Genomic DNA, 24,879 nt, shown 5'->3' with positions numbered 1-24,879 from the left:
GCGGCAGCACCGGGCCGAAGGGTGCTGGACCTGCGCGTTTTGCGGGGCGCGCGTGGCGGGTCAGGATGCGCCCAAGGCGTGTTTGCGGACGCGTGACTAGGCCTCGAACTGTCCGAATTGTACCGGTTTCAAAGGGGTCATGTTCCGTTTTGTACAAATGCGTTGCCGGGGCGACAAAGAATTTGCGGGCGCGGCAAAAATTTATTTTGGACCCGAATTTTCTTCTTGCAATGAGTTCGCAAGACTCCGATATGGCGATTAAAGACGCCAACGCACGCGCCTCTGTCGTAAGGGCTGCTCCCTATGGTTACGTAGCGACGGTAACGTCTCCACCTTAGCTTCGCGGTCACCGCGCCGCGCCTGTTGGAGATGACCATGAACGCTCTCGTAACCGGGCTTTTTGCCCGTGGCGATGCGACTCTGTCGCGCGCTGAATCCTTCATTCTGACCAACCGATTTGACCGCCCGACGCTGGTGATCGACACCGATGCGGTTGCCCGTCAGTTCGCGGCGCTGGCGCAGGGTTTGGGCAGGGCCTGGATCCACTATGCCGTCAAGGCCAATCCGCATCCAGCGATCCTGGAAACGCTTGCCCGCGCAGGAAGCAATTTTGACGCCGCTTCGCGTGTCGAGATCGAAATGTGCTTTGCTGCCGGTGCAGGGCCTGAGCGGATTTCGTTCGGCAACACCGTCAAGAAGCCGACCGACATCGCGTGGGCGCATGACGCGGGTATCACCCTGTTTGCTGCCGACGCCGAAGACGAACTGGACAAGATCGCCGAGCATGCGCCCGGCGCGCGGGTCTATATCCGCATGATCGTCGAGGCGACGCAGGCCGATTGGCCGCTGAGCCGCAAGTTCGGCTGTGCACCCGACAAGGCGATTGCGGTGCTGGACCATGCGCGCGCGCTTGGTCTGGATGCGATTGGTCTGTCGTTCCATGTCGGGTCGCAAACCCGCCGGGCCGAAATGTGGGTGCCGGTTCTGGATCAGGTCGCCGCCGTCTGGCACGCCGCCCGCGCGGCGGGACACGACCTGAGCCTGCTCAACATCGGCGGCGGCTTTCCGGCCTATTACGGCACCGAGGTGGATGCGCCCGAGCTGTACGCCGCCGAGGTCATCAAGCTGGTGACCGAGCGTTTTGGCGAGGTTCCGCATCTCATGGCGGAGCCGGGCCGGGGCATGGTGGCCGAGGCAGGTGCGATTGCCGCCGAGGTGCTGCTGGTTGCGCGCAAATCGGACAACGATCTGCACCGATGGGTCTATCTGGATATCGGCAAGTTTTCGGGTCTGGCCGAGACCATGGACGAGGCGATCTGTTATCAGTTCCTGACCGAGCGGGATCACGAGCCCACCGGGCCTTGTGTTCTGGCCGGGCCGTCCTGCGACAGCGCCGACGTGATGTATGAAAAGAAACTGGTGCATCTGCCGCTGGGCCTGCGTGGCGGTGATCGGATCACGATCCGCAATTGCGGCGCCTATACCTCGACCTATGCGTCGGTCGGGTTCAACGGGTTTCCGCCGCTGGATGTGATTGCGATCTGAATTTTCGGACCTGGGGCCGGGGCCGTATTGCCTCTGGAGCCTGACTGGGGCTTTATGTGCGGAAAATCCGTGACAGGTGCCCCATGACGAATGCCCCTTCTGATGCCGTTGCCCGCCGCGCCGTGGCGCCGGTGATCTGCTATCCGCCCGAAACGTTGCCCGCGCCCGATCTGGATCTTTACCGGGCGGCGCGGGCGACGGCGACCAAGACGGCCGAGGTGGTGGTGCCGCCGCGCGATGCCGCCTGTTTCGAAGTGCCTGCCGGGCATTTCTTTCGCATCACCTCGATCGAGGGGCCGCAGGTGGGGGATTTCAACCTGTGGAATCTGCACGATCTGTCCGAGCGGTTTTTTTCGGGCAAGACCCGCGCGTTGCACGGCACCCATGTCACCACCGGAGAGCGGTTGTGGTCGAGCCTGCCCCATATGCGTCCGATGGCCACCATCATCGAGGACACGCTGGATTGGTACGGAATCGACGCATTCGGCGGTTCGGTGCATGACGTGATCGGCACGCGCTGCGATCCCTATACCGGCAATCTGCTGGCCGGGACGCAGTATCACCATTGCTGTCATTCCAACCTGACACGGGCGCTGGCCGATCATCTGGGCATACCGCTGGCCGAGGCCGAACTGCATGTTCACGACGTGCTGAACGTGTTCATGTGCACCGGGTTCACTCGCGATACCGGGCAGTACTTCATGAAGGCCTCGCCGGTGCGGCCCGGCGATTACCTGGAGTTTTTTGCCGAGATCGATGTGCTGGGCAATCTGAGCGCCTGTCCGGGTGGCGATTGTTCGTCAGAGCATTCCTCGGACACTGCCGCCTGCTATCCGATGCTGGTCGAGGTATTCGCGCCTGCAGATGGCGCGCTGGCGGGATGGCAGAGCCCCGGCCTGAACGGGTATGACCGCAGCCACGGCAGATAGGCGGGATTATCTGGGCGGGCTGTGCAGTTTACGCAGCGCGCGCCGGAGATCGCCGAGGAGTGTTTCGAAGGGCTGGGTGCCGGTCTCGTTGGCGCGGCCGATGAGGACGTAGTCCCAGCCCGGACGCCCGGTTTCGGGCAGCACCGCGCGCGCCGCTTCGCGCAGGCGTCGCTTGGCGCGGTTGCGGGCCACGGCGTTGCCCACCTTCTTGGAGCAGGTGAAGCCCACGCGAATGCCCTCGCCGCCTTCGTCGGGGCTGCGTTTGCGGGCCTGCACCATCATGGTCGAGGTGCCCTGCCTGCGGGCGCCGGCGGCTTTGAGGAAATCGGATCTGTTGCGCAGCACGGTCAGGGTGACGGGCGCGCAAACGGACGCCGCCGGGGGCGTTTCCCCGGGGTGGTCGATGCCATCCTCAGGGGCCTCCGGCGGCGTCATGTGCGTCAGAACGTCGGTCGTTGAGGGCTTATGCGCTCAGCGACTTGCGGCCACGCGCGCGGCGTGCGTTCAGAATCTTGCGGCCTGCCTTGGTGGCCATGCGTGCGCGGAAACCGTGGCGGCGTTTGCGAACCAGGTTCGAAGGCTGATAGGTGCGTTTCATCGCTCCGTCTCCAATCTTTGGCGGTCGGGGTGCGGCGCGGATTCGCCTGCCCGGGTGTTCGAAGCCTGTCCTCTACTGGCAAGTCGGGGGCAAGTCAAACCCCTTGGGCGGTGTTTTCGACCTCTTTTGCAACAAAATCAGCGGCGACCGGTGCGGGAGGTTTCAAAAACAGCGAACAAGGCCCGAAACACTCACATTTGCCGCCATAAAGTTCAAGGCGGCGTGAGGCCCCTGTTGCTTTTCACTTTCGCAGCGCATGTTGGGGGCGAATGAAAAAAGGCAAAAACAATCAGATGAGTGATGCAACCCAGATGCCCCGGCGCGGGCTGGTGCGGCATGTGCCGCTATTGGTGATTCTCGCCGTGGCCGTCATCGGCTTTTTCGCGCTGGGCGATTTCCTGACCTTCGAGACGTTGCGCGACAACCGCGAGGCGCTGCTGGCGTGGCGCGATGCGAATTACTGGGCCTTGGTGGCGTCGTTCATGGCGGCCTATGTCCTGATCGTGGCATTTTCGCTGCCGGGGGCGGCGGTGGCGTCGATGACCGGCGGGTTCCTGTTCGGGCTGTTTGCCGGGACGGTTTACAATGTCGTTGCGGCGACGATTGGCGCCTCGGCCATCTTTCTGGCGGCCCGGTGGGGGCTGGGGCAGGCGCTGACCGCGCGGCTGGAGGCATCCGAAGGCACCGTCAGAAAGCTCAAGGACGGGTTGCGGGAAAACGAGATCCCGGTGCTGTTTCTGTTGCGGCTGGTTCCGGTGGTACCGTTTTTTGTGGCCAACCTGGTGCCGGCGCTGGTGGGCGTGAAGTTCCGCAATTTCCTGTTGACCACGGCGCTGGGCATCATCCCCGGCGGGATCGTCTATACCTGGATCGGCGTCGGGCTGGGGGGTGTCTTTGACCGGGGCGGCACGCCGGATATCTCGCTGTTGTGGGAGCCGTTCGTGATCGGGCCGATTCTGGGACTGTGCGCGCTGGCGGCGCTGCCCATCGTGTTCAGGGCCGTCCGTGGCCGCAAAGAGGTCTGAGGCATGAACAGGATCAAGACCGACTTGCTGGTCATTGGCGCAGGGTCGGGCGGGTTGTCGGTGGCGGCAGGCGCGGCGCAGATGGGGGCCGATGTGGTGCTGCTGGAAGGGCACCGGATGGGCGGCGATTGCCTGAATTTCGGCTGCGTGCCCTCGAAGGCGCTGATTGCCAGCGGCAAGGCCGCCCATGCGCAGTCGCATGCCTTGACCTTTGGGGTCGCGGATGTGGCGCCACAGGTGGACTATGCCGCAGCCAAGGATCACGTCCGCGACGTCATTGCGCAAATCGAACCGATGGACAGCCAGGAGCGGTTCGAGGGATTCGGTGTTCGGGTGATCCGGGAATACGGGAAGTTCATCTCTCGGACCGAGGTGCAGGCGGGCAGCCATGTGATCGCGGCCCGGCGGGTGGTGATCGCGACGGGGTCGTCGCCGCTGGTGCCGCCGATACCGGGACTGGACGCTGTTCCTTACGATACCAACGAGACCATATTCGAGTTGCGCGAGAAACCCGACCATCTGTTGATCATCGGCGGCGGTCCCATCGGCATGGAAATGGCGCAGGCGCATGTCCGGCTGGGTTGCAAGGTGACGGTGATCGAGGGGCTGAGGGCGCTGGGCAAGGATGATCCCGAGGCCGCCGCCGTGGTGCTGGAGGCGCTGCGGGGCGAGGGGGTCGAAATTGTCGAACAGGCCATCGTCGCACAGGTCCGGGGCGCGGCGGGCGCGGTCGAGGTCGTCACGCAGGAGGGGGAGATCCATCGCGGCACCCACCTGTTGCTGGCGGTGGGGCGCAAGGCGAATATCGCGCAGCTGAATCTGGAGGCCGCCGGGATCGAAACAGAGGGGGCGGGGATCAAAGTGGACGCCGGGTTGCGCACGACGAACCGCCGGGTCTATGCCATTGGCGATGTGGCGGGCGGGCTGCAATTCACCCATGTGGCCGGTTATCATGCGGGGGTGATCATCCGCTCGGCCCTGTTCGGCCTGCCGTCCAAGGCGAAGACGGCCCATATTCCCTGGGTGACGTATACTGAGCCGGAATTGGCGCAGATCGGGCCGACAGAGACGCAAGGCAAGGATATTCATGGCGAAAAGCTTGAGGTTGTCCGCTTTGATTATCGCCACAATGACCGGGCGGTGGCGGAGCGAAAAACGACGGGTTTCATCAAGGTGATGGTTGTCGGCGGTCGTCCTGTAGGGGCTACAATCGTCGGACACCAGGCCGGTGAATTGATTAACTTGTGGTCACTGGCGCTGGCTAATAACCTGAAAATGAGCCAGGTTGCCGCGATGGTTTCGCCCTATCCGACAATCGGAGAGCTTAACAAACGGGTGGCGGGGGCTTATTTCTCGCCAAGGCTGTTTGAGAATCAAACGGTTAAACGGTTGGTCGGGCTGGTCCAGCGCTGGGTGCCCTGACCGGAAAAGGAGCGTATGCTGAACTCGCTGTCCGGCCGGTTTCTGATCCTGACCACGGTCTTCGTCATGTTGGCCGAAGTTCTGATCTTTGTCCCGTCGATTGCGCGCTTCCGCGAGGATTTCCTGCTCACCCGGCTGGAGCGCGCGCAAATCGCCTCGCTGGCGCTGCTGGCCGATGACATGCTGGCCGAAGAGCTTGAGGCGGAACTGCTGGTCAATGCCGGCGTTTTCAACGTGGTTCTTCGGCGCGACGAGGTGCGGCAACTGATGCTGTCATCGCCGATCCCGAGCGAGATCACGGATACCTATGATTTGCGGGCGGCTTCGGCCTGGGTTTTGATCCGCGACGCCATGGCCCGCCTGATCCAGCCGGAAAACGAGATCATCCGTGTCATCGGCGAACCAGTGCGCGGCGCGGGATTGCTGATCGAAGTCACCATGGAGACCGAGCCGCTGCGCATGGCGATGATCGATTACGGCGTACGCATTTTCTGGTTGTCACTGGTCATTTCGATCATCACCGCGTTTTTCCTGTTCCTGGCTGTGCGCGCCTTTATCGTGCGCCCGATCAAGGGGGTTGTCGGATACATGCAGCGCTATGCCCGCGCGCCAGAGGACGTGCGTGGCATCATCCAGCCCCACGCGGGCGTGACCGAACTGCGCGAAGCCGAAGAAGCGCTGCAGATGCTGCAGACCCAGATCACGCAGGCCCTGAAGCAGCGTGAGCGGCTGGCGCAGTTGGGCGGGGCTGTCGCCAAGGTCAGTCATGACCTGCGCAATATCCTGACCTCGGCGCAGTTGTTCACCGACCGGATCGAGGCCAGCGAAGACCCGTTGGTGCGGCGCATGGCGCCCAAGCTGGTGAACTCGATCACCCGGGCGGTGTCCCTGTGCGAGGGCACGCTGGCCTTTGGCCGGGCGGAAGAACCGGCGCCCGCCCTGACCATGGTGCGCATTCACGACGTGGCCGAGGATGTCACCGCCAGCGAGCGGCTGGCGGTCGAGGAGGGCTGTATCGAGATCGTCAACGAGATGCCCGCCGATCTGGTGATCCGCGCCGATCCCGAGCAGATGTTCCGCGTGATCATGAACCTTGTGCGCAACGCGCGTCAGGCACTGGAGGCGGCGAAAAAACCGGGCATCATCACCATCGCCGCCTGCGAGCATGAAACGGACTGGTGCATCGAGGTGCGCGACACCGGCCCCGGCCTGCCGCCCAAGGCGCGGGAGAATCTGTTCACGCCGTTTCAGGGCGGCGTGCGCAAGGGCGGCACCGGGCTGGGCCTTGCGATTTCTTCCGAAATCGTGCGGGGCCATGGCGGCGAGCTGGTGCTGAAAGAGACCGGAACGGAGGGAACGACCTTTGAAATAAGGCTTCCCAGAGGCGATCGGGTTTTTTGAAAGTTTTTTGCAGAATCGGCTTGCGCCCCCCCGATGCTGCGTCTAAACAGCCCCTCACCAAGTGGACCGATAGCTCAGCTGGATAGAGTACTTGACTACGAATCAAGGGGTCGGGGGTTCGAATCCTCCTCGGTCCGCCACTTGGTAATTTTCCAAAATTCCGATGAGACACACTAGGTTTCTTAAACCTCTGTGTTTTATGACTGTAGCCACGTTGGTGGGTTTCGTTGGATTTTATCTGATCATATCCGTATACTTTCATTGAGTGGTATATTTTGTGGTATTTTCATGTCTGCGCTCAGCGGAAAGCTGACAAAGAAGCTGATAGAGAATCTCGGCCCGGGTCGGCATGGTGACGGCTCTGGTCTGTATCTCGTTGTCGATCCATCGGGTGCACGGCGCTGGATCGTACGCGTAACGGTCAAGGGGCAGAAGAACCGCAAGGGCGCTCCGCTGCGCACGGATTTTGGGTTGGGTGGCGCTGATGTTGTCACTCTGAACCAAGCCCGCGAAAGAGCTCTTGAGTATCGACGAATGGCAAAGTCCGGGTTGAACCCGCGTTTCAATGCCCAGCGAGAAATCCCGACCTTTGAAGAACTCAGCCGCCAGGTTCACATTGACCGCCTACCGACGTGGAAGAATGCCAAGCATGGGCAGCAGTGGCTCAACACTTTGCGCGACTACGCGTTCCCAAAGATCGGCCGTATGCCCGTGGACAGCATCGATCAGCCCGAAGTGCTGATGTGCCTGTCCCCCATCTGGACCGAGAAACACGAAACCGCAAAGCGACTGTCACAGCGGATCAAGACGGTACTCGACGTGGCAAAGTCCAAGGGCTTCCGCTCGGGCGAGAACCCAGTGACCGCGATCCGCGAAGGCAAGGTGCTGCCCACCGTCAAAGCCAAGGTCCAGCACCATGACGCGATGCCATGGCAGGAGGTGCCCGCGTTCTATGCCGAGTTGCAGACGCGTTCAGCCATGGCTGCCAAGGCGCTGCAGTTCACCATTCTGACTGCCTCCCGGACATCTGAGGTGCTGGAGATGAAATGGCCCGAGGTCGATGTCGATGCGCGCCTGTGGACCATACCTGCGGAGCGCATGAAAGGCGGGCAGGTCCATCGCGTCCCTCTAACCGAAGAAATGCTGGCCATTCTGGAGCCGCTGCGCGCTTTGGCCTCTGACTATGTGTTCGAGGGGCAAAAGCGGCATCAGCCCTTGTCGAACATGTCCATGCTGATGCTGCTGCGCCGGATGCGGCAGGATGGCGTCACCGTGCATGGCTTCCGCAGTTCGTTTCGGGACTGGGCGGCGGAGGCTGCAAACGCGCCACGTGAACTGGCGGAGGCGGCTTTGGCCCATCAGGTTGGGTCCGATGTGGAGCGGGCGTATGCACGGTCGGATATGTTGGAAAGGCGGCGAGAGTTGACCCAATTATGGTCACGTCATGTTCGCGGCCTCAATTTGAGTGGATAAATCATATATGAGCGAAAAGTTATCCCAGCAAGAAATGACAGAGCTCGAGGAAGCCTTAGAAGATGGTTTCAAGGACGACTACCTCTTTGGTTTGAAACTAGAGAAAGTCGAAATGGGAGACCTTTTTCACACAAATCCTTTGTCTCAAGACGTCGTCTATGTTTCGAGCCGGAGTTATTTTGACGATCAAAGCGTCCGATCGGTCACGCAATCCGAGAACATGGACGACTCCGGCTTCTTCAAGGAAACAAATTGGTCTTCGGAGACGTTTTGGTCGATACCTTTCGGATTCAATTTTATGAAAATCCAAGCGTACTTCGAGAAAAAGCGAAAAGAAGTAAATTCGGAATATACAGAACGCTATTTCGGCCATTTTCAGAACGAAGATGCCTTCAATTCCTCGTTTGAAGATAGACCAAGCTTTGAACAATGGATCGAGAGCGCACAATACCCATACACGAAACGCTGGTTTGAACGTCATGCTCTGGCTCTCTCAAGGAAGATTTCTTATGCCATCAAGCAAATCGAGACTTCAAGCGAAGATGATTGTTCTCCCGAAAATCCGCTCAATGGAAAGATGCGCAATTTTTGGATAAAAAGGTACATTGCGGATGCTGTGAAACTGGGGCGTCTGGTTGAGCATTATAGATGGAAGTTCCAATTTGAAGCCCAAATTGTGAATAGGAATCAACAATACGATCAGGCTGGTTCGAGTGGCGGAAAGGCTTCTAGCACTCGAAGGTTGGCAAACCTTGAGATTCTGATGCAACAAATTGAGCAGCTTTCAGGCGCGGTCGGCTTGATCAGTGAAGAACGAATTGTCGAGCAAGCCTTGGAAAAGTCAGTTGCAAAACACAAGGGCTTCCCAAAGTCGCAAAAAACTCATGCAGACTATGGAACGGCGTTACGTTCAGAAGAACCCTTCAAATCAAGGTAGGAAGCCGTTTTTAGAAAAAACGCCTAAGCGTTTTCTCGCTTCAGGAAGACGCTTAAGCGCCGGTAAAAGTCTGGTGACACTTCGGCAAAGCTGCCCATAATCGGGAGCCATCGCAACTGATCCAAGAGGATTTCAACGATGGCAAACGTCTTCAATGACGACCGGGTCTATTTCCCAGAAGATCCTGAAATGCAATTGCTGGGAAACCGCGAGAAGCTGGCTCAATGGCGCCACCGCATGTGTGGTCCGGCCTTTATCCGCATCGGTCGGCGGATCGCCTATCATGGCGCTGATCTGAACGACTGGCTGGCGACCCGGCGCACCGACCCCAACAACGAGGCTGCATAATGAAAAACCCCAACTCCAAGCGCGGAGAGGCGGACATGAGCAAGACACAGAAAGACAAAGGAAACGATCTTCAGACAAAGAACTCCGAACTTACCGAGGCAGAAGTCGATGCGATTTCTGACCTGAGGGAACGAAAGAGATCAAGCGTTCGGGCACCAGACATCAAGTTAGACTTCGATGAAGATACACGAAGACTCACGGTCGGGCACACCGGCAATACGTTCTCTGCATGGGCCAGCGCACGCGCTTTGTTCACCGCCGCGCCCTTGCGTGCTGCCTAACGCTGCTCAGATGCCCGTTCAGGGATTGACCAGCCCAGTAACCCCGCGAGCCTTTGCCGCCGCTAGAGCGGCCTTGGTGCGCTCTGAGATTGCGCGGCCCTCTTGTTCTGCGACTGCGGCCAAGATGTGCAGCACAAAACGGTTCGCCTCTGGCATATCCGCCGCCGTGACCTCGACGCCGCTTTCCAGAAGGTTCGCAATGAATGCGACATTGCGGGCAAGACGATCCAGCTTAGCAATGAGCAGCACGGCCCCTGCGCGCTTCGCCTCGGCCAGCGCATCGCGCAGCTCGAAGAGTGTGATGTCGGGGTCTTGTGCGATCAGCTCTTCCAGGAACGCGCGATGCGGCGCCAGTTTTCCCTTGCCGCGCGGCGGCCCCTGGGGCGCAGGTTCCGCATGGCCCTTTGTCCGCACTTGATGTGCCTACCGCGCGACCGTGGCGGGTGACACCTTCAGACGCAACGCCGCCGCCCGCCCGCTTAGTCCTTCTTCAATGTATCGCTGAAACCGCGCACAAAGCGCTGGTGGCAAAGGTGCTGACATAATCCATCCTCCCAAACAGGATGAATCACAAACTGACCTACATGGGAATCCCCCGATTCAGGTTTTCCCCGAAATGCTTTAGGATTTGTGTTAGGCTGATTTCAGGCAAAATTGATTGCACGATTGCGAAGCCGAGATGATGTTCGAAAATTTCGGCGCCCGAACGATTGATAGAGGAACCCCATGGGATACAAGCATAAAGCTGAAGATGACTATTTCAACCCCGGTTCGTCCACCGACACAAACCCTTCTAACGCAAGAAATGCACCAGACTATGATAAAATTGGCGGCTGGTAAATCCTGCCTGCAATCGGACTGGCTATTTCGCTCGTCATAATGCCGATTGCGCTCATTGTCGGGCTGATGGATGTTGGACGCGCCGACCTTCGATTCCCGGGATGGTTCTATACAGAACTGGTATTGAATGTGTTGTGGCTAGGTGTGCTGGTCTATTCATCATACCATTTTTTCCGCCGTAAAAGTACGGCTCCGCAGCTCATGATCTTTCTCTACGCTTCTGCACCTGTGATAACCGTATTTCTTTGGCATCAGTTTGGCCATCTCTCCCCAAACCTAGCCAGAGAGACATACCAGACGCAACTGTTTCGGGAAGTGCTGGCCGCACTAATTTGGGTTCCGTACTTCAAGGTATCCAAGCGTGTTCAGGCAACATTCGTACGTTAAGTTCAGACTCCCCGGCCGACCACCTGATTGAATACACAGGACGACAAGTCGTAAGCAGTCGCTACGGGTAGTCTCGTAGAAGATCGAGCAGATCGGGCGACAGCATGACATTGCGATCTTTCCGCCCCTTGCCCTGCACGACATGGATGAGCATCCGGTCGCTATCGATATCGCTGGTCGTAAGATTGCAAACCTCGGAAGCTCTCAAACCTGCACCGTAGGAAATGCTGAGCGCGGCACGATATTTAAGCCCTGGCCCGGGTGCGACCGCCAGAAGCTCAGAAACTTCCTCGGCGCTGAGCACCGCGGGCAGTTTGCGCGGCTGCGTGCGGAACTGCATGTATCGCTTCATCTCCTCGCGCCCGCAGGTCATCGAGAAAAAGAAACGCAGCGCGGTGATGCGCGCGTTGTAGACCGAGGGCGTGACCCCGGTACGGGCGCAAGAAATCCGAGGATCGTCAGGATCGCGATTATGATCAGGATAGGTCTACGCTTCATGTCCTTTGCACTTCAGAGTTCAGAAACTCACCGATAGGAACACGGATGCGTCTGTTGCATCCAGATTATCTTCAAACAGGCTGAGATAGCCAAAGGACGCTTCTGCAAACACTGCCTCGCCCATTCGCGCGCGCACGCCCAAACGAGTCGACAAGAGCAGATCGTCCTGATCCTGCCCCACCGATGGTGCTACCAACCCCAGTTGGTCGTTGTCGATCCAATAGGTTGCCCCGAGGGTGGCAAACGGTGCGACCACGCCATTCTGCGTCAAGAACGGGCGGCTGAGTTCGACCTCAGGTGTCAGAGTGCTGTATTGCGCGCTGTCCAGTTCAACAATGATATCGCGCCGAATGCCAAGATATGTCCCGGAAAGGTCAAAATCTTTGCCTTCGTAGCGATAGTAGTCAAAGGCAAGGGAAGGCCGGATCAGGAAATTTCCGGCCTCATATTCGCCGGTAACCTGTAGATTGGCCGCCAGCGCGTCCGATCAAAATCACCGGTCAGCCCCAGAAGTGAGACATCCGAAGACAATTGCCCAACGGTTGCAAGGCCGTTCAGGGTCCAGTTCTCGGCCATCCTCCAGGCAAAATAGGGTCCTAGTGCCCAGCCATTTGTGTCTTGTTCGAACAAGCCGCCATAGGCGCTGGAATCCGTATTGTCGAACTCTGCCTGAACGCCCAGAACAAGAGTAGGCGTCACAAGGCGATCGATGCTCACCGCGAAATAGCGATCGTTCACATCTAAGTTCCGAACGCCGCGGGTGTCTTCGACTTGCGTAAAAGTGAAATTTGTCCAGACGTTCCACGGGGTGGGCGGTGCAAAATCGCGCCCTTCGGTCAGGGGCGGCGTCACAAGCGGATCACATAGGGCCGGGTCCAGTTTGCCATTGGGATCTGTCGTGCACGGTCTTTGTTCCCTGGCTTCAGCAGAGCGTTCAAAACGTGTGCTGCCCGCCGTAGGCAAGACACCCACAAATCCACCTCCTGGTACACTGCCGCCGGGCCTTCCGCCAGTTCCACCACCGCCGGGATTGCCACCCCCTCCTCCGGGGTTACCGCCTCCACCGCCAGGTCCACCTGGGCTTCCGCCACCACCTGGTCCGCCACCGGGGCCACCAGGATTTCCCCCACCGCCGCCGGGCGGCCGGCCCGGAAGCGACCAGTTCCTTCTTTGGTTTCGCGTATCAACCAGGCAATCACGTCCGTTTGGAGCGGCACCGACTTCAAACAGCCGATGCACGCCGCCTGACCCGTTTGAGACAAACGGTGAAAAGGACAGATGAGGCCCGCTGCGGCTTTGGCTCCAGGTGTCGACGGTCGTGTTTCCGTGCGCCTCTTCCAGACGAAAATCGCCCCGTGCGGTTGTGGACAACCACACCGAGGATGCCTCGCCACGCGTCCGTCCGATATAGATCAGATCGCCGGACGAGCCGCATTGTTGGGCTGCGACCTCGGATCCCAGCGCGCCGGAAATGGAGAGCGCTGCAATTGATCCCAATGCAGGCGTCATGGTCGTACAGACAGCTGCTATCAGCATGGTTTCATTGGTTTTCCTTGAAATTCAGAGCTGTCTTGCGGCGAAGGTGTCGCAGCTGTTGGGGTTTCCGGATTTGTAGCCCCGGTTAAACCAGTTTTGTCTCTGTTCACTGGTGCCGTGGGTAAAGCTGTCTGGGACCACAACGCCTTGTTGAGCGCGTTGCAGTGCGTCATCCCCGATGGCAGCGGCCGTTTTGAGCGCTTCTTCGATGTCACCGGGTTCCAGCACCCCAAAGCGTTGATCCATAGCCCGCGCCCAAACTCCCGAGTAGCAGTCCGCCTGAAGTTCCACGCGAACCGAAAGGGCATTCGCGTCGGCCTGACTTGACCGTTGTTTGGCTCGGTTCACCTGGTCCAGAATCCCCAGGCTGTGTTGAACGTGATGGGCCACCTCATGGGCGATGACATAGGCTTTGGCAAAATCACCTCGCGCGCCCAGGCGTTGCTCCATCACCCTAAAGAAAGACGTATCGAGATAGACGCGCTGATCGACCGGGCAATAGAATGGACCGGTCGCGGACATCGCGCGCCCACACGCCGACTGAGTTCTGCCTGCAAACAGGACCAGTACCGGAGGCGTGTATTGAATACCCGAGTCTCTGAATATCTCGCCCCAGATCGCTTCGGTATCTGCAAGGACGACGGCCACAAACTCTTCGGTTTCATCGTCAATCTGCACCGGCGCGTTCGCTTGCGGAGGAGCAACCTGACCTCCGCCACTCAGAAACGGCGTGATATCAACACCAAAAAGCAGGCCGATCACGAGGACCACAATCAATCCGGCACCGCCCATTCCGGCACGAGACATACCACTGGACCCATGGCGCCGGTCGTCGATGTTTTTGCTTGTCCGTCGCCCTTTCCAGCGCATGTCGCCTCCGGCCCATCCGGGTGTTTCAAGACTAAAATCTGACGGTTCCCCGCTTTACGAGGTTCAAGCGGGGAACCGATCCGAACATCCAAAACCTGGCACAGTGACTACGGATTCTGTAGGACAATACCGGGCGTCACTTCTTCACCACTCACGATTCATCCAGTGCTTTGGAGCGCTCGAATTCCTTATCCGTCGACACCTGCGGTATCGCGTGCAGTCTCAGCCGGTGTGCATCGGTTGGTGCTGACGCCGATCGTCGCCTGCTGGACCTGACGCTTCGCGGCTTTTTCCGGCGTGCAATCCGGATCGACCATATCGCAGCCGGCAAGCGCGATAGTGACGACCAGCATAACCCTTCCAAGTATTTTCATCTTTGTCCCTTCTCCTTCCTTCTTTTGTTCAAAATCCGGCCAGCCGTTCGGCCAGCCAAAACGCAGCGATGCATCCGATGGGATATCCAAGGATTTGGCGTGACGGGCATTGCGCCAAAGACCAGCCCCAAACCGCTTGCGCCACCTTCCTGACCGTCACGAACACGCCCAGCACTGCAAAGATGAAGGCGAGCTGCCCGGCCTCGACCCCAAGATTGAACGCCAGCAAGGCCGCCGGGATGTCTTGCTCGGGCAGGCCAATCTCGGCCAGCGCTCCGGCAAAGCCCAGACCGTGCAGCAGGCCGAACCCAAAGGAAATCACCCAGGGGAAACGGTTGGCCAGCGTCTTGGATTTGTCGTCAGAGCGCAGCATCTCAGTCGCCAGAAAGACAATCGACAGGGCAATCACCGCCTCGACCGGCGGGCCGGGTACGTTCAGCACGCCGAAAGTGGCCAGCCCCAGCGTGATCGAATGCGCGACGGTGAAAGCGGTCACCGCCCAGATGAGCTGGCGCAGGTTGCGAATAAGAACCAGCAAGGCGAAGACAAAAAGCAGGTGATCCCAGCCTTCGAGGATATGTTCAAAGCCCAACACGCCATATTGCCAAAGCGTCTGGATAAGCCCCTGTTGCGCGGGCAGCGTCACAGCAGGTGCGTCGGGGGTCAGGCGGAAGGTCGCCATGTTTACCGTGTCCAGATATCCCACCCGCAGCAGGACGTCTGTTCTTTGCGCCTCAAGCTTGTTGATCCGTATCGTGTTGCCACGCAGGTCTTCGGTACAGGTCATGCGCCAGACTTGCGTCCAGGCGCGACCGTCAAAAACTGGCGCCTCAAAAGTTGGCGCGGTACAGACATCCGGAAGCGCAACGTCGATATCCATCGGCGCCCCGCGAACATCCGGCTTGCGCCAAAAGACGTGCCAGTCGCTGTCGGTCTCCTGCGAGACCTCAAGATACCCCGGCTCCAGCGCGTGGGCATGGCTAAAGGCGGGCACCAAAAGCCCCACCAGCAGCGCGATCAAGGGCAGAAGATGCCTCATGGCTCACCCGCGGGCGTGCCCGTTGCCCCAAGGTCCTCAATCACATAGGTGGATCGCAGATTTTCTATGAACACCTCCGTCGCGCGCTCGGCCTGCTTCTCGCGCCAATCCGCTAGAACACGATCACGGATCGCGCCAAATGGCGGCAAGACGGCATCCCATATGTTGTCCAGCCGAACCATGTGAAGACCGAAGGACGATTGAACAGGTCCGCTCCATTCACCCAGCGGCAAGGGCTGCAGCTGATCAAAGAAACCCGTTCCAAAGTTGCCATCAACTGAGGTGCGGGCGCTCAGATCAAACCCTGTCGGAAGCAGTGACGCCTGACCCAACTGGCGGTGATCTTCCCCTGCCGCCAAACGCGTACGCGTCTGGTCGACAAACGTGTCGTTTGGGTTTTGTCCCAGATACACAAGGCTGACCGCAATCCGTGCGGGGGTCGTGAACGCCTCGGCATTGTCCGACAGGTAGGTCTGCAGCACCTCATCCTCCGGGCGGGCCGCGCCCGCCTCGGATGTCAGAAGGAAGTTCATCTTCTGCACCAACCTGTTGCGGATGATCTCATCATTGCCATCCAAACCCAACGCCAGAGCCTCGCGCACCAGCACTTCGCGGTTCAGCCAATCCTCTTTCAGATTGGCCAGCTCTTCCGCCGTCGGAGGGCGCCGCCAGGTGTCTTCAAACTGACCAGCCAGGACATCGATCTGACGCTTATCGATGATGATGACCCGTGGATCCGGATCCGTAGACCAGTCGCCCGGTTGTGCAAGTTTGAACCAGCCAAAGATTGCAAGGCTGAGAAGCGCAAAATGAACAAATGGTTCCGTGGCAATTCGCCGGAACAGGCTTTGGCGATGCGCCTGTGGCTCTACCATGTGTGGAGGATGTGTCGTTCGCCAACTTACATTCATCAGATCATTGTCCATTTCTTCAGCGGCCCTTGGGCACCAAGAGTTTCAACGTAAAGCTCACCGTGTCGGCCGCCGAAATCGCGTCGTCGTCAAAGTTATGTTCGTAAGAAAGCGTCCATTGCCAGGGCAGGCCATCGCCGCGAACCAGCCTGGATACCTTGACCCCCAGCGGCAGGCTGCTGAAATCACCGGCCTCCCAATCGTAGACAAACACCATCTCGGATGTACCGACGGACCAGCCATTGCCGAGGTTGTAGTTGAACACGGGTTGCAACGTCGACAGGTTGACATCTGGCCGGTCGTTATCTCCGGCAACGGTGAACAGGTTCTGGTTGAATAGTCCCCAAAGCCCCCATTTCTCTTGTTTTGCAAAACCGGCCGCTGGTCCCAGAGCCCATTTTTCAGCACTCAAACCATCTTCACCAGTCGGGAACAGAGCCACCGCGCCCACGCCGAAACGGCCCCAACGCCGATCAAAAGTCATAAGGTCAAACAGGGTCGTGTCGCTGATACCGGACTGTCCGTTTGCGCTATCGATAATGTAGGGGATTGTTATCCGGGCAATATGATTGGTTTGCCCAAGCGAAAACGGAATTGCAGCACGAAACTGCAACAGGCTGCTGTCCTCAGGGGAATTGTGCAGGTCATACGAATGAAAGCCCTGCAGCTGAAGAGACATGATCGATGCTGTTGGATCATTGGCCGCACTTTGCAAAGACTCCGAGTTTTCCTGCGCATGAACAACAGACGCACTTGGCAACATGGCAAGAGCAGCCGCCCGCAAAATGCCTCTGAATCCGTTCACATTACGCATCATCGCAATCTGCCTTCCATTGGAACCGTTCAGAAAGACAACGAAACCACAGCAGACAAAACATTACTCTCCAATCTACTCTTGGCTGCGAATTCATGCGTGTACTTCAGCTTTAGCGACGCCTCGGCACCCAGCAACGTGCCGCCTTGGAACGTTACCAGTGGGCCGATACCACTAACCCGTGCGCGCAGGCTACTGGCCCCGAGTGCTATTTTGGTAAACTCGGCGCCGCGTCCGCTGTCGTCATCCAGTTGCTGATAGGTGTATCCGGCAAGCCCTACGCCCCACCCGGAACGGAAGCGTTGTACTACCGCCCCTTCCAGCTGTAGGGCCGGTGCGGTCTGATAATCGGTTGCACTGTTCTTTTCGCTGAGCAGGAAGCTGATCGCGCCAGAAGCCTCGAACCCGCGCTCCGGGACGAACCAGGTCGCGGCGAAATAGGGTTGGAAGGACCAGACGTTTTTACCGACAGACAGAGCATCAATTGTCCGCTCCTGAAAGTTGATTGATGCCGTGTCATAATTTCCTGTCGGTGCATAGACTGACATTCCCGTGCTATAGTGGAGGTTGCCTCTGTGCCAACCGACCATCCCGGTCAATGTCAGATCTCCGAAGCCGGACACACTGTCGTCGATGCTTGCCCCCTGCAGGGGCGGTCTAATCGCAGTGAAGGTCAGATCAGCGAACGGAAAAGGGACGGTCAGGTTTACTGCGGGTGTTCCGCCAAAAACCTGCGCATCAAAGACCTGAGTGGCGCTCAGCCGCCACAGATTGAGCTCAAGATCCGCGTCAGCAGCAATGGGCAGGCCGCCAACTGAAATGCCCTCAACACTTCCCTCAAGATGGTCAAAGCTAAGACTTACATAGGTCCCAGGCTCAGGAACAAACCCGGCAAACGTATCTCGCGTGCCAAGGAAATAAGCCCCGATTCCACCCTCAACCGCACCGGCGGGATTGACCGGCAGGATCATCGTCGTCGCCAGAGCTGCGGCGCAAAGCCCGGGGCGCAGGCCGCACTTTTCGTTTCTCATTTTGTCACCTCGTTCTTGCAGAGTTATGCAGACTTTGCGCCGTTCCTTCTTTTTGGGAACGCATTTTGGGTTTGGGATCAGGGCGTGTACCAAATGGGCGACGTATATGCCCGATCCTGAATAGTCAGCGGTGCGCCTTCGGGCAAATCGACACCAAAAAACTTGCGGTCATATGTGGTCCAGCGCGGGGTCGGAATTTCCAGAACGCGCAAATAGTAAAAGGCCGATTGCGCCGGATCGAAATCCGGGTCTTCCCAAAAGGCTGCGAGAATGGGTTGTCCAATGTCGTTTGTGTAGGTTGCGGCGTCCACGTCCACTGTATTGCCGACGTCGCCATCGCACATCTCATCAACGAGGTCGCGGCCACTACAGGCGACATCGAACACCTTTTCGCTTGTTGTCCCATCCGCATTCAGCCAGCCTTTGATGACCTGAATGCGGTCCAGATTGGCACCATCCGGATCTCGCAAAGCGCGGATGAGCATTCGCGGCGCACGACCGTCCCCACTTGCCAATTCACCACCCATCGGAACACCATTTAAGTAGCCGTACGCGGCGAAGTCTGACCGAGGAAGGTCAGATTCCTGAAAGTCGTACCCGGCAAAGACGCGCACCCGGATGCGCGTTCCGGTGGTCGCGTAGACCTCCTTGCGCATCATTGCGTCCCAGATCGCTTCGCGGGTGTTCTCTCGCGCCCAGACCCCAGCTAGACCAGAGGCGGAGGTCTCCCATGCATATTGCGCGACGCTCTCGTCGCCGCCGATGCCGCCCACGACCTCTTCGAAGCGGATCGGGTCGGCGGTGGGTTCGAGGGCCACGACCTTGCCGAACATGTTGTCCTCCTGCGCGCTCGTCAGCGAGGTGTGACTGTCGGTCGAACCGATCATGCCGAACTTGAACGGGTTGACGCCAAGCTCAGTGCGATAGGCCAGCCCCTGCTTCAACGCCTCGCGTGCGTACTCATTCGGGATCATTTCGGGCGTCTTGGGATTTGGGCCCAGTTGCCCCTTGTCCCATGTCTCGAAATCGGCGAATTGATCGTCCGGCGACAGCATCGGATGCGCCTCGCCGTCGCCCTTCATCTGCGTCACCTCGTAGAGCGGCTCCCACCTTGCACGGCGCTCCGCGTAATCGGCATCGAGAGGCTCATCGGTTCCGAGCTTCACGGTGTCGAACATCAACCCGTTTGACAGGTTGCCGTTGTGGGGGATCGCGAGCAGCCGGTCGTCGGTATCGGCCTCGTATGCTGCCATCCAATCCCAAAGGTCTTCAGGATCGACGCTGTCATAGGCCGAAAACGGCAGCCGGGTATCAGCGTTTTCCTTGCCGCCCCGATAGATGACGTTGCGGTGCAGGTTGGATCGGTCGAAGGTAGACGTCCATTCAAACCCGATGAAGGCGGTGAAGGCGCCGGGTTGGTTGTGGCGCTCAGCCGCCGCCGTGATCTCCTGCCAGACGCTGTCATAGAGGCCGGGCACATCTGCCAGCGGATCCTCGCCCGAGGCCTTGGTCAGCGAGAAGATTTCCCACGCGCGCGGGAGATCGCCCGCATCGACCGCCGCGAGCAGCGATTGGCCATACTCCGTTTCAAGCAGTCGCGGGTCGCGAGACGCCAAAAGAGGTGCAGTTCCAAGGTTCTCGGCATGATCGGCAACGACGAGAAAATCCAGCGGCCGCGCAAGGCGCGCGGGCAGGCCGGTCGAGGACGTGACTGTCTCACCCTTGGCGAAGCGATAGGCCTCGTCGGGTCCGAGCGTGTTGCCGATCAGACCCGCATCGGCCGAATAGGTCGTGTGCAGATGAGTGTCGCCGAAGAAGACCTGATTGGGAAAGTCCTGTGACGGATAGGGCGAGTAGTCGCCTATAGGAGCAACGGCCGGCGCGTCCTGGGCGTGGATCGCCCCTGCCAGAGCAATCGCAGAAACGGCAATCGGAATGAGCTTTTTCATTGCAAACGAACTCCTTAATTCTTGGGCGTGTACCAAATGGGTGAGGTGTAGGCGCGGTCCTGCGTGATCATCGGAACACCAGTCGCCATTTGAACGCCGAACTTTGCGGCGTCATAAGCCGTCCAGCGTGGGGTGGGGATTTCGATGACCCGGGCATAATAGAATGCGGGTTCTGCCGGGTCGAAATCCGGGTCGGTCCAGACGGCACCAAGCTCGGGCGCACCGATGGTGTTTGTCCAGGACGGAACCGACAGGTCGACGGTATTGCCAACCGGCGGCAGTTTTCCGTTCTCATCCGGAGACCGGTCACCCCCCCACGCAACATCATAGACCTTTTCCATGGCCTCGCCGGATTCAGCATCGATCCAACCCTTGATGATCTGCACTCGGTCAAGATTTGCACCCGACGGATCACGCAGAGAATAGACGAGGAAGTCAGGCGCTTCGCCGTCCGCAGGCGCGGCAAGATCACCACCCATGGGGACCCCGCCATAGTAGCCGACCTGAGCCAGATCACGACGGTTCATCGCGTCGGCTTCATAATCGCCACCAAAGAACCTTACGGATAGGCGCGATCCGGTCGTCGCGTAGGTTTCGCGCCGCTCCATGGCATCAAAGATCGCACCACGAGTGTTTTCCGTGGCCCAGACAGCGGTCAAACCCGCGGCTGAATAGATGGACGAGTCGTACGCAACATCGCCGTTCGGATATGTCCTTCCGACATGCGCCGCCCGTTCACCGTTGGGTTCATAGGCGGTAAATTTTCCATAAAAGTTGTTTTCCTGCGCCGTGGTCAGGCCGGTATGCGTATCCGTCGCGCCGTCGGCACCAAACTTGTAGGGGTTGGACCCAAGTACAGCGCCCAGTTCCAGCCCACGCAACAAACCAGACCTTGCATATTCACCCGGCAGCATCTCGGGCGTTTTTCGAACCGTCGCGTCGAGATTGCCATAATCCCATGTCTCGAAGTCGGCAAACTCGTCCTCGGGCGATAGCATGGGATGCGCTTCGCCATCCCCTTTGAACTGAGTCCATTCATAAAGCCGTTCCCACTTTTGGCGTGCTTCCGCATATGCCGGATCGAGTGGTGCACCATCGGCAAAATCATCGACCAGCGGGAACATCATGCCGCTGGAAAGGTTGCCGTTATGCGGAATTGCGGTGACATCGCCACCCGTGACCGTTTCGTAGTTCTCGAGCCAAGCCCAGAGGTCACGCGGATTGTTCGACCCCATTGGCGGTGTTGTGGTGTAAGGTACAATCTGACCTGCGCGTTCGGGCCCGTCTCGAAAAATGACGTTGCGGTGCAGATTGTTGCCCGAGACCAATGAGGTCCATTCAAACGCGATGAAGGTGGTAAAGACACCGGGGTCGTTGAACTCTTCCGCTGCGGCAATGATATCATCCCAGACCCGCTTGTAAGCCGGATTGCCGGGCTGGTAGTTGAGTTCGGACGAAATTGTGCCTTGTGCAAACTGTTTTGTGAGTTCCTGAGCCGCCATGCGGGCCGCTTGTCCGCCTTTGGCAAAGGCTTCATGAAATTGCCGCCCTTGCTCATCGGCCATGATGTTGGGCGCACCGGACAAAATGTCAGTAATGGCGCCCATCCCATCAGAATGATCCGTGACCATGTAGAAATCCAGGGGACGAGAGAGTTTGACAGGTTGACCGGTGTTCGAAATCACCTGCTCACCACGGGCCAGTCGATAGCTATCGCGTGGCAAAAGTGTTGTTCCACCGCCTCCCGCATCAGCCGACAACGCGGTGTGGACATGCGTGTCGCCGAACAATGGTCGCGTCGGAAACGCGCGGTCGGCATAGGGGGAATAGGGGCGCCCCTTCAAAACACTATCGGACGCTTCGGGCGGAGCTTCTTGTGCAAAAACGCCCATCGCAAAAAGTGTCGCAGCGAGAGAAGGAATAATTTTTTGCATCGGGTGTTCCTTACTATGTGGGCAAATAGCTATGGGTGATGGATCGGCACACTTTCGATTCCGGGCCAGTCAGAACGCCCCAATCAACTCGGGTCAGTCCCCCGCAGCCTGCCAGTCTGGAACCATGAGCGGCAGCAGATTTTCGCAGACCCAAGCCGGACTGGAGGCATTGAATGCCCCGGTGAAACTGCCAAAACACAGGAGGCCGCCTGAACCAGCCGAAAGAAAAAAACCGTTCCAATGAAGACATCATTCACCCTAAAGAATCGCAAACCTATGTCTGAAATGTCAGATTCGCCCCTTGACTGTAGCCATTAGAATAAATCTATTTGTCCGAATTCGGACAGAAGGCAGAATTGAATGCACATCTCAAGCGCTGACGCAAAAAAATATCTTTCGCAGCATGGTTGGGTTTCAACCTTGTCGGATGAAATGATGGGCGCGTTCCTGAGCATTACTCATCATGTTACGCTTGGCCCCGGGCAGCCGCTTTATTCCATCGACGATCCTGCCAGAGACCTCTTCGGGCTGGCCTCGGGTTCGATTGCTATCGAGTCGGCAGGAACCGAAAACGTGATCGAAAAAAGCTTTCTGATGCACCCTGGGGTGTGGATTGGAGCAGCACGGCTGGCCGGAATAAAAAGACGTAATATCGGCGCGTATGCTACGCGCCCTTCGACCATTTTGGTTGTCAAAAGCAACGAGTTTGTGAGTTTTGCCGAGACTTACCCGGATATTTGGCGTCGACTGTTGTTGAACCAGATCCAAAACCATCACAGGGCAATCGGTTTTGCCCATGATCTCATGCGCCGTGGAAGCCATGAACGCCTTATTGCCGTCTTGGCCAGGTTGGCCGGGCTGTATGAACCCAACCCTCCTGTTCCAGCGATCGTCGATGCCACACACCGAGAAATCGCTACCATGGCCAACCTATCGCGCGGTGTTGTTTCTTCTCGCCTTGCGGAACTGGAACGCAAAAAACTGCTTAGGCTCGGACGCGCCTGCGTAACCATAACGAATCCCAAGGGGCTGTTGGCCTTGCTGTGAACTGTGTTCACGAGATGCGAGCGGTCCGCGTGAACGCGGGTAGAGTTTTTTCAAAGAATGGAAGGTTCTTTCCGGCTGTGCGGCTCAAATATCGGGTTTCTGGCAAGACAAACTCAACACCGCAACAAAAAACACAAGCGCCAATGCGCCCCAAAGTGGAGCGTCTGTACCGAAACTGTAAAGTGCAGTGCCTAGAACCGGCCCGGCCGCAATTCCTATTCCGCGAAAAGCCGTATTAAAGCCCGCCACTCGACCTTGATCCGTTTTGTCGGCTGATAGACTGAGCGCACCCATCGCGCCAGGAGCGACTGTCCCCAGAGAAGCACCAACGGCGATCATGCCAATCGCCAGAACAAACACATCATCGGCCAGAATCATGACCCCTATTCCGGTCAAAGCGCCAATACTGCCGGACCGCAGCAACCTAAGCGCATCCCATCCCTTTCGTGTTGCCACAAATACTTGTGATATCGTCAACGAAAGAGTTGCACCTGCGAGAACATAACCTGTGGATTTCATTGCCTCGGTACTGTTCACCAGCAGGTCATCCATTAGTTTCAACCCGATGATAGGAACAACCATGGTGTAGCCAGCAAAGCCTGCCATCGTGATCGCAAAGAACTTCCAGAAACGAGACAATCGAATGGGTTTTTTCGTCCTTGGAGGGATATGTAATTGCGAGGTCGGAAGAAATTTCAAAGACAGAAAAAACGCAAACAAGCCTGCCAGAAGAAGCGCAAAAAAGCCGACAGCAATGCCCCGCTCGGCGGTCAACCAGAGCAGCATTGACCCTGAGAGTGCGCCCAAACTGACGGAAGCCCCCATAAGACCCATGCCTGAGACGCGCGTCTTGCTGTCTGTAGTGTCGGCAATGAGCGCCAGCGTCGACGGAATGAGCGCCCCACCGAACACACCCTTTACGGTGCGGGCAACTGCAAGCGTATAGACCGTTGCGCTGGTGGCCAGAACCAACATGTTTGAAAACACCAGCGCCATTATCAACGGACTGAGCAAAATAAATGGAATAGCGGTCAAAACCAGGAAGCGGCGGCCCACGCGCTCTGACAAAACGCCCCATAGGGGCGCTGTGGGTACAACAGCCAACGCGCCGAGACTTAGGATTATACCGACTTGAAATTCAGTGATGCCATAGTCCCGGCTCACCGGACCAAGGCCACCGGAAAGCAGTGCGTTCGACGCAGCATAGACATAGACACCAGATACAATTGCAAGTCGCTTAATCAGGATCAATAGGTAGCTTTCAATTGCCAATCTGAAGTTACTAAGATGTTGTCGAGCATTAGGATCGATTGAAGCAAGATCAAGTTCTTAGTTTGTTGAGAGGGTTCCGTTGCAAACTTTCGACCATTGACGCTTTCGGAATTAGCAGGATGTGTGGAAGTGTCGCAAACTTTTAGAATGGCCAAAGTAGCGACTTACTGGATACACCTATCCTGCGATCTCGGCAAATTTCCGAAAGCCAGATGTCGTAGTGCTGAGGAACTGCTGCTTTCGGATCATGTTCGCAACCTCAATACCGTCCAGAGTAGCCGAAGCGGATCTGAACGATTTAAACCCGCCATGAGCTACCCCCTGAATTTCGGACACTGACGTAAGCTACGATTTGTTGTCTGCTGATCTTCGACGAAAAGGAGATCAGAGATGTCGAAACGGAAGAACCACTCGCCCG

General features: G+C 58.0%; 25 protein-coding genes, 1 tRNA gene and 2 pseudogenes. 12 read left to right on the top strand and 16 right to left on the bottom strand.

What is annotated here, in order from left to right; translation table 11 throughout:
- Positions 1-375: 375 nt before the first annotated feature.
- Both AC2FNB_RS03460 and AC2FNB_RS03455 read left to right on the top strand, forming a co-directional pair.
- Positions 376-1,545, top strand: coding sequence for a type III PLP-dependent enzyme (locus AC2FNB_RS03460; RefSeq protein WP_496744490.1), 1,170 nt, complete (start codon positions 376-378; stop codon positions 1,543-1,545).
- Between the two features lie 83 nt (positions 1,546-1,628).
- Entirely contained in the window at positions 1,629-2,474 is an 846-nt protein-coding gene (locus AC2FNB_RS03455; RefSeq protein ID WP_480748745.1) for an urea carboxylase-associated family protein, read from the top strand.
- Between the two features lie 6 nt (positions 2,475-2,480).
- Here the strand turns inward: AC2FNB_RS03455 and rnpA are convergent, their stop codons facing one another.
- Both rnpA and rpmH read right to left on the bottom strand, forming a co-directional pair.
- Positions 2,481-2,909, bottom strand: a complete 429-nt coding sequence (gene rnpA / locus AC2FNB_RS03450; protein WP_480748746.1) for a ribonuclease P protein component — start codon at positions 2,907-2,909, stop codon at positions 2,481-2,483.
- Between the two features lie 28 nt (positions 2,910-2,937).
- Entirely contained in the window at positions 2,938-3,072 is a 135-nt protein-coding gene (gene rpmH, locus AC2FNB_RS03445; protein WP_005980833.1) for a 50S ribosomal protein L34, read from the bottom strand.
- Between the two features lie 293 nt (positions 3,073-3,365).
- On the opposite strand from rpmH, the gene AC2FNB_RS03440 reads away from it, so the two are divergent.
- The 8 genes from AC2FNB_RS03440 to AC2FNB_RS03405 all read left to right on the top strand — a co-directional run bounded on the left by AC2FNB_RS03440 (position 3,366) and on the right by AC2FNB_RS03405 (position 9,959).
- On the top strand, positions 3,366-4,097 hold the full coding sequence (locus AC2FNB_RS03440) for a TVP38/TMEM64 family protein (RefSeq protein ID WP_480748747.1): 732 nt from the start codon (positions 3,366-3,368) through the stop codon (positions 4,095-4,097).
- 3 nt (positions 4,098-4,100) lie between these two features.
- Positions 4,101-5,519, top strand: coding sequence for a dihydrolipoyl dehydrogenase family protein (locus AC2FNB_RS03435; RefSeq protein ID WP_496744487.1), 1,419 nt, complete (start codon positions 4,101-4,103; stop codon positions 5,517-5,519).
- A 15-nt stretch (positions 5,520-5,534) separates the two neighbouring features.
- A complete protein-coding gene (locus AC2FNB_RS03430; protein WP_496744485.1) occupies positions 5,535-6,920 on the top strand; it encodes a sensor histidine kinase in 1,386 nt (461 codons plus the stop codon).
- Between the two features lie 63 nt (positions 6,921-6,983).
- Positions 6,984-7,060 (top strand) — tRNA-Arg (locus AC2FNB_RS03425).
- Between the two features lie 148 nt (positions 7,061-7,208).
- Entirely contained in the window at positions 7,209-8,393 is a 1,185-nt protein-coding gene (locus tag AC2FNB_RS03420; protein WP_496744484.1) for a tyrosine-type recombinase/integrase, read from the top strand.
- Positions 8,394-8,400: 7 nt separating this feature from the next.
- Positions 8,401-9,330 carry a hypothetical protein gene (locus tag AC2FNB_RS03415; RefSeq protein ID WP_496744482.1) on the top strand — a complete coding sequence of 310 codons (930 nt, stop codon included), beginning with the start codon at positions 8,401-8,403 and terminating at the stop codon, positions 9,328-9,330.
- A gap of 138 nt (positions 9,331-9,468) precedes the next feature.
- Entirely contained in the window at positions 9,469-9,678 is a 210-nt protein-coding gene (locus tag AC2FNB_RS03410) for a MerR family transcriptional regulator (protein ID WP_480748752.1), read from the top strand.
- Between the two features lie 35 nt (positions 9,679-9,713).
- Complete coding sequence (locus AC2FNB_RS03405; protein WP_496744480.1) at positions 9,714-9,959, top strand: hypothetical protein; 246 nt, start codon at positions 9,714-9,716, stop codon at positions 9,957-9,959.
- Between the two features lie 18 nt (positions 9,960-9,977).
- On the opposite strand, the gene AC2FNB_RS03400 is transcribed toward AC2FNB_RS03405, so the two are convergent.
- Positions 9,978-10,373 (bottom strand): recombinase family protein, encoded by a 396-nt coding sequence (locus AC2FNB_RS03400; RefSeq protein ID WP_496744479.1) that lies wholly within the window; start codon positions 10,371-10,373, stop codon positions 9,978-9,980.
- A 426-nt stretch (positions 10,374-10,799) separates the two neighbouring features.
- Between AC2FNB_RS03400 and AC2FNB_RS03395 the strand changes: the two genes are divergently transcribed.
- Positions 10,800-11,186 (top strand): DUF2569 family protein, encoded by a 387-nt coding sequence (locus tag AC2FNB_RS03395; protein ID WP_496744556.1) that lies wholly within the window; start codon positions 10,800-10,802, stop codon positions 11,184-11,186.
- A gap of 67 nt (positions 11,187-11,253) precedes the next feature.
- Here AC2FNB_RS03395 and AC2FNB_RS03390 read toward each other — a convergent pair.
- The 11 genes and pseudogenes from AC2FNB_RS03390 to AC2FNB_RS03340 all read right to left on the bottom strand — a co-directional run.
- A pseudogene (locus AC2FNB_RS03390) lies at positions 11,254-11,634 on the bottom strand (tyrosine-type recombinase/integrase); the annotation flags it as partial.
- Between the two features lie 69 nt (positions 11,635-11,703).
- Positions 11,704-11,940, bottom strand: coding sequence for a hypothetical protein (locus tag AC2FNB_RS03385; protein WP_496744477.1), 237 nt, complete (start codon positions 11,938-11,940; stop codon positions 11,704-11,706).
- A gap of 170 nt (positions 11,941-12,110) precedes the next feature.
- Positions 12,111-13,220 carry an autotransporter domain-containing protein gene (locus tag AC2FNB_RS03380; RefSeq protein WP_496744475.1) on the bottom strand — a complete coding sequence of 370 codons (1,110 nt, stop codon included), beginning with the start codon at positions 13,218-13,220 and terminating at the stop codon, positions 12,111-12,113.
- Positions 13,221-13,244: 24 nt separating this feature from the next.
- Positions 13,245-14,090: a KPN_02809 family neutral zinc metallopeptidase gene (ypfJ, locus tag AC2FNB_RS03375; RefSeq protein WP_496744474.1), complete on the bottom strand. Its 846-nt coding sequence runs from the start codon at positions 14,088-14,090 to the stop codon at positions 13,245-13,247.
- A gap of 188 nt (positions 14,091-14,278) precedes the next feature.
- Positions 14,279-14,464: a hypothetical protein gene (locus AC2FNB_RS03370; RefSeq protein WP_496744472.1), complete on the bottom strand. Its 186-nt coding sequence runs from the start codon at positions 14,462-14,464 to the stop codon at positions 14,279-14,281.
- A 28-nt stretch (positions 14,465-14,492) separates the two neighbouring features.
- The gene (locus tag AC2FNB_RS03365; RefSeq protein WP_496744471.1) at positions 14,493-15,503 is read right to left on the bottom strand and encodes a HupE/UreJ family protein; all 1,011 of its coding nucleotides are present in this window, start codon (positions 15,501-15,503) and stop codon (positions 14,493-14,495) included.
- Positions 15,500-16,429: a peptidyl-prolyl cis-trans isomerase gene (locus AC2FNB_RS03360; RefSeq protein ID WP_480752172.1), complete on the bottom strand. Its 930-nt coding sequence runs from the start codon at positions 16,427-16,429 to the stop codon at positions 15,500-15,502. The genes AC2FNB_RS03365 and AC2FNB_RS03360 overlap by 4 nt, the downstream gene beginning before the upstream one ends.
- 4 nt (positions 16,430-16,433) lie before the next feature.
- Positions 16,434-17,093, bottom strand: a complete 660-nt coding sequence (locus tag AC2FNB_RS03355; RefSeq protein WP_496744469.1) for a hypothetical protein — start codon at positions 17,091-17,093, stop codon at positions 16,434-16,436.
- Between the two features lie 164 nt (positions 17,094-17,257).
- On the bottom strand, positions 17,258-18,199 hold the full coding sequence (locus AC2FNB_RS03350; protein WP_496744467.1) for a SphA family protein: 942 nt from the start codon (positions 18,197-18,199) through the stop codon (positions 17,258-17,260).
- A gap of 137 nt (positions 18,200-18,336) precedes the next feature.
- Positions 18,337-20,208 carry a DUF3604 domain-containing protein gene (locus tag AC2FNB_RS03345; RefSeq protein WP_496744465.1) on the bottom strand — a complete coding sequence of 624 codons (1,872 nt, stop codon included), beginning with the start codon at positions 20,206-20,208 and terminating at the stop codon, positions 18,337-18,339.
- A gap of 14 nt (positions 20,209-20,222) precedes the next feature.
- On the bottom strand, positions 20,223-22,142 hold the full coding sequence (locus AC2FNB_RS03340) for a DUF3604 domain-containing protein (protein ID WP_496744463.1): 1,920 nt from the start codon (positions 22,140-22,142) through the stop codon (positions 20,223-20,225).
- A gap of 360 nt (positions 22,143-22,502) precedes the next feature.
- On the opposite strand from AC2FNB_RS03340, the gene AC2FNB_RS03335 reads away from it, so the two are divergent.
- A complete protein-coding gene (locus tag AC2FNB_RS03335) occupies positions 22,503-23,189 on the top strand; it encodes a Crp/Fnr family transcriptional regulator (RefSeq protein WP_496744461.1) in 687 nt (228 codons plus the stop codon).
- 84 nt (positions 23,190-23,273) lie between these two features.
- Here the strand turns inward: AC2FNB_RS03335 and AC2FNB_RS03330 are convergent, their stop codons facing one another.
- Both AC2FNB_RS03330 and AC2FNB_RS03325 read right to left on the bottom strand, forming a co-directional pair.
- Positions 23,274-24,461: an MFS transporter gene (locus AC2FNB_RS03330; protein ID WP_496744459.1), complete on the bottom strand. Its 1,188-nt coding sequence runs from the start codon at positions 24,459-24,461 to the stop codon at positions 23,274-23,276.
- A 177-nt stretch (positions 24,462-24,638) separates the two neighbouring features.
- Positions 24,639-24,767, bottom strand: a pseudogene (locus AC2FNB_RS03325) (IS6 family transposase); the annotation flags it as partial.
- Positions 24,768-24,879: the final 112 nt, after the last annotated feature.

The sequence above is a fragment of the Ruegeria sp. BHSB058 genome, from assembly GCF_059613285.1.
This window is presented reverse-complemented; position numbering and strand designations above follow the sequence as displayed.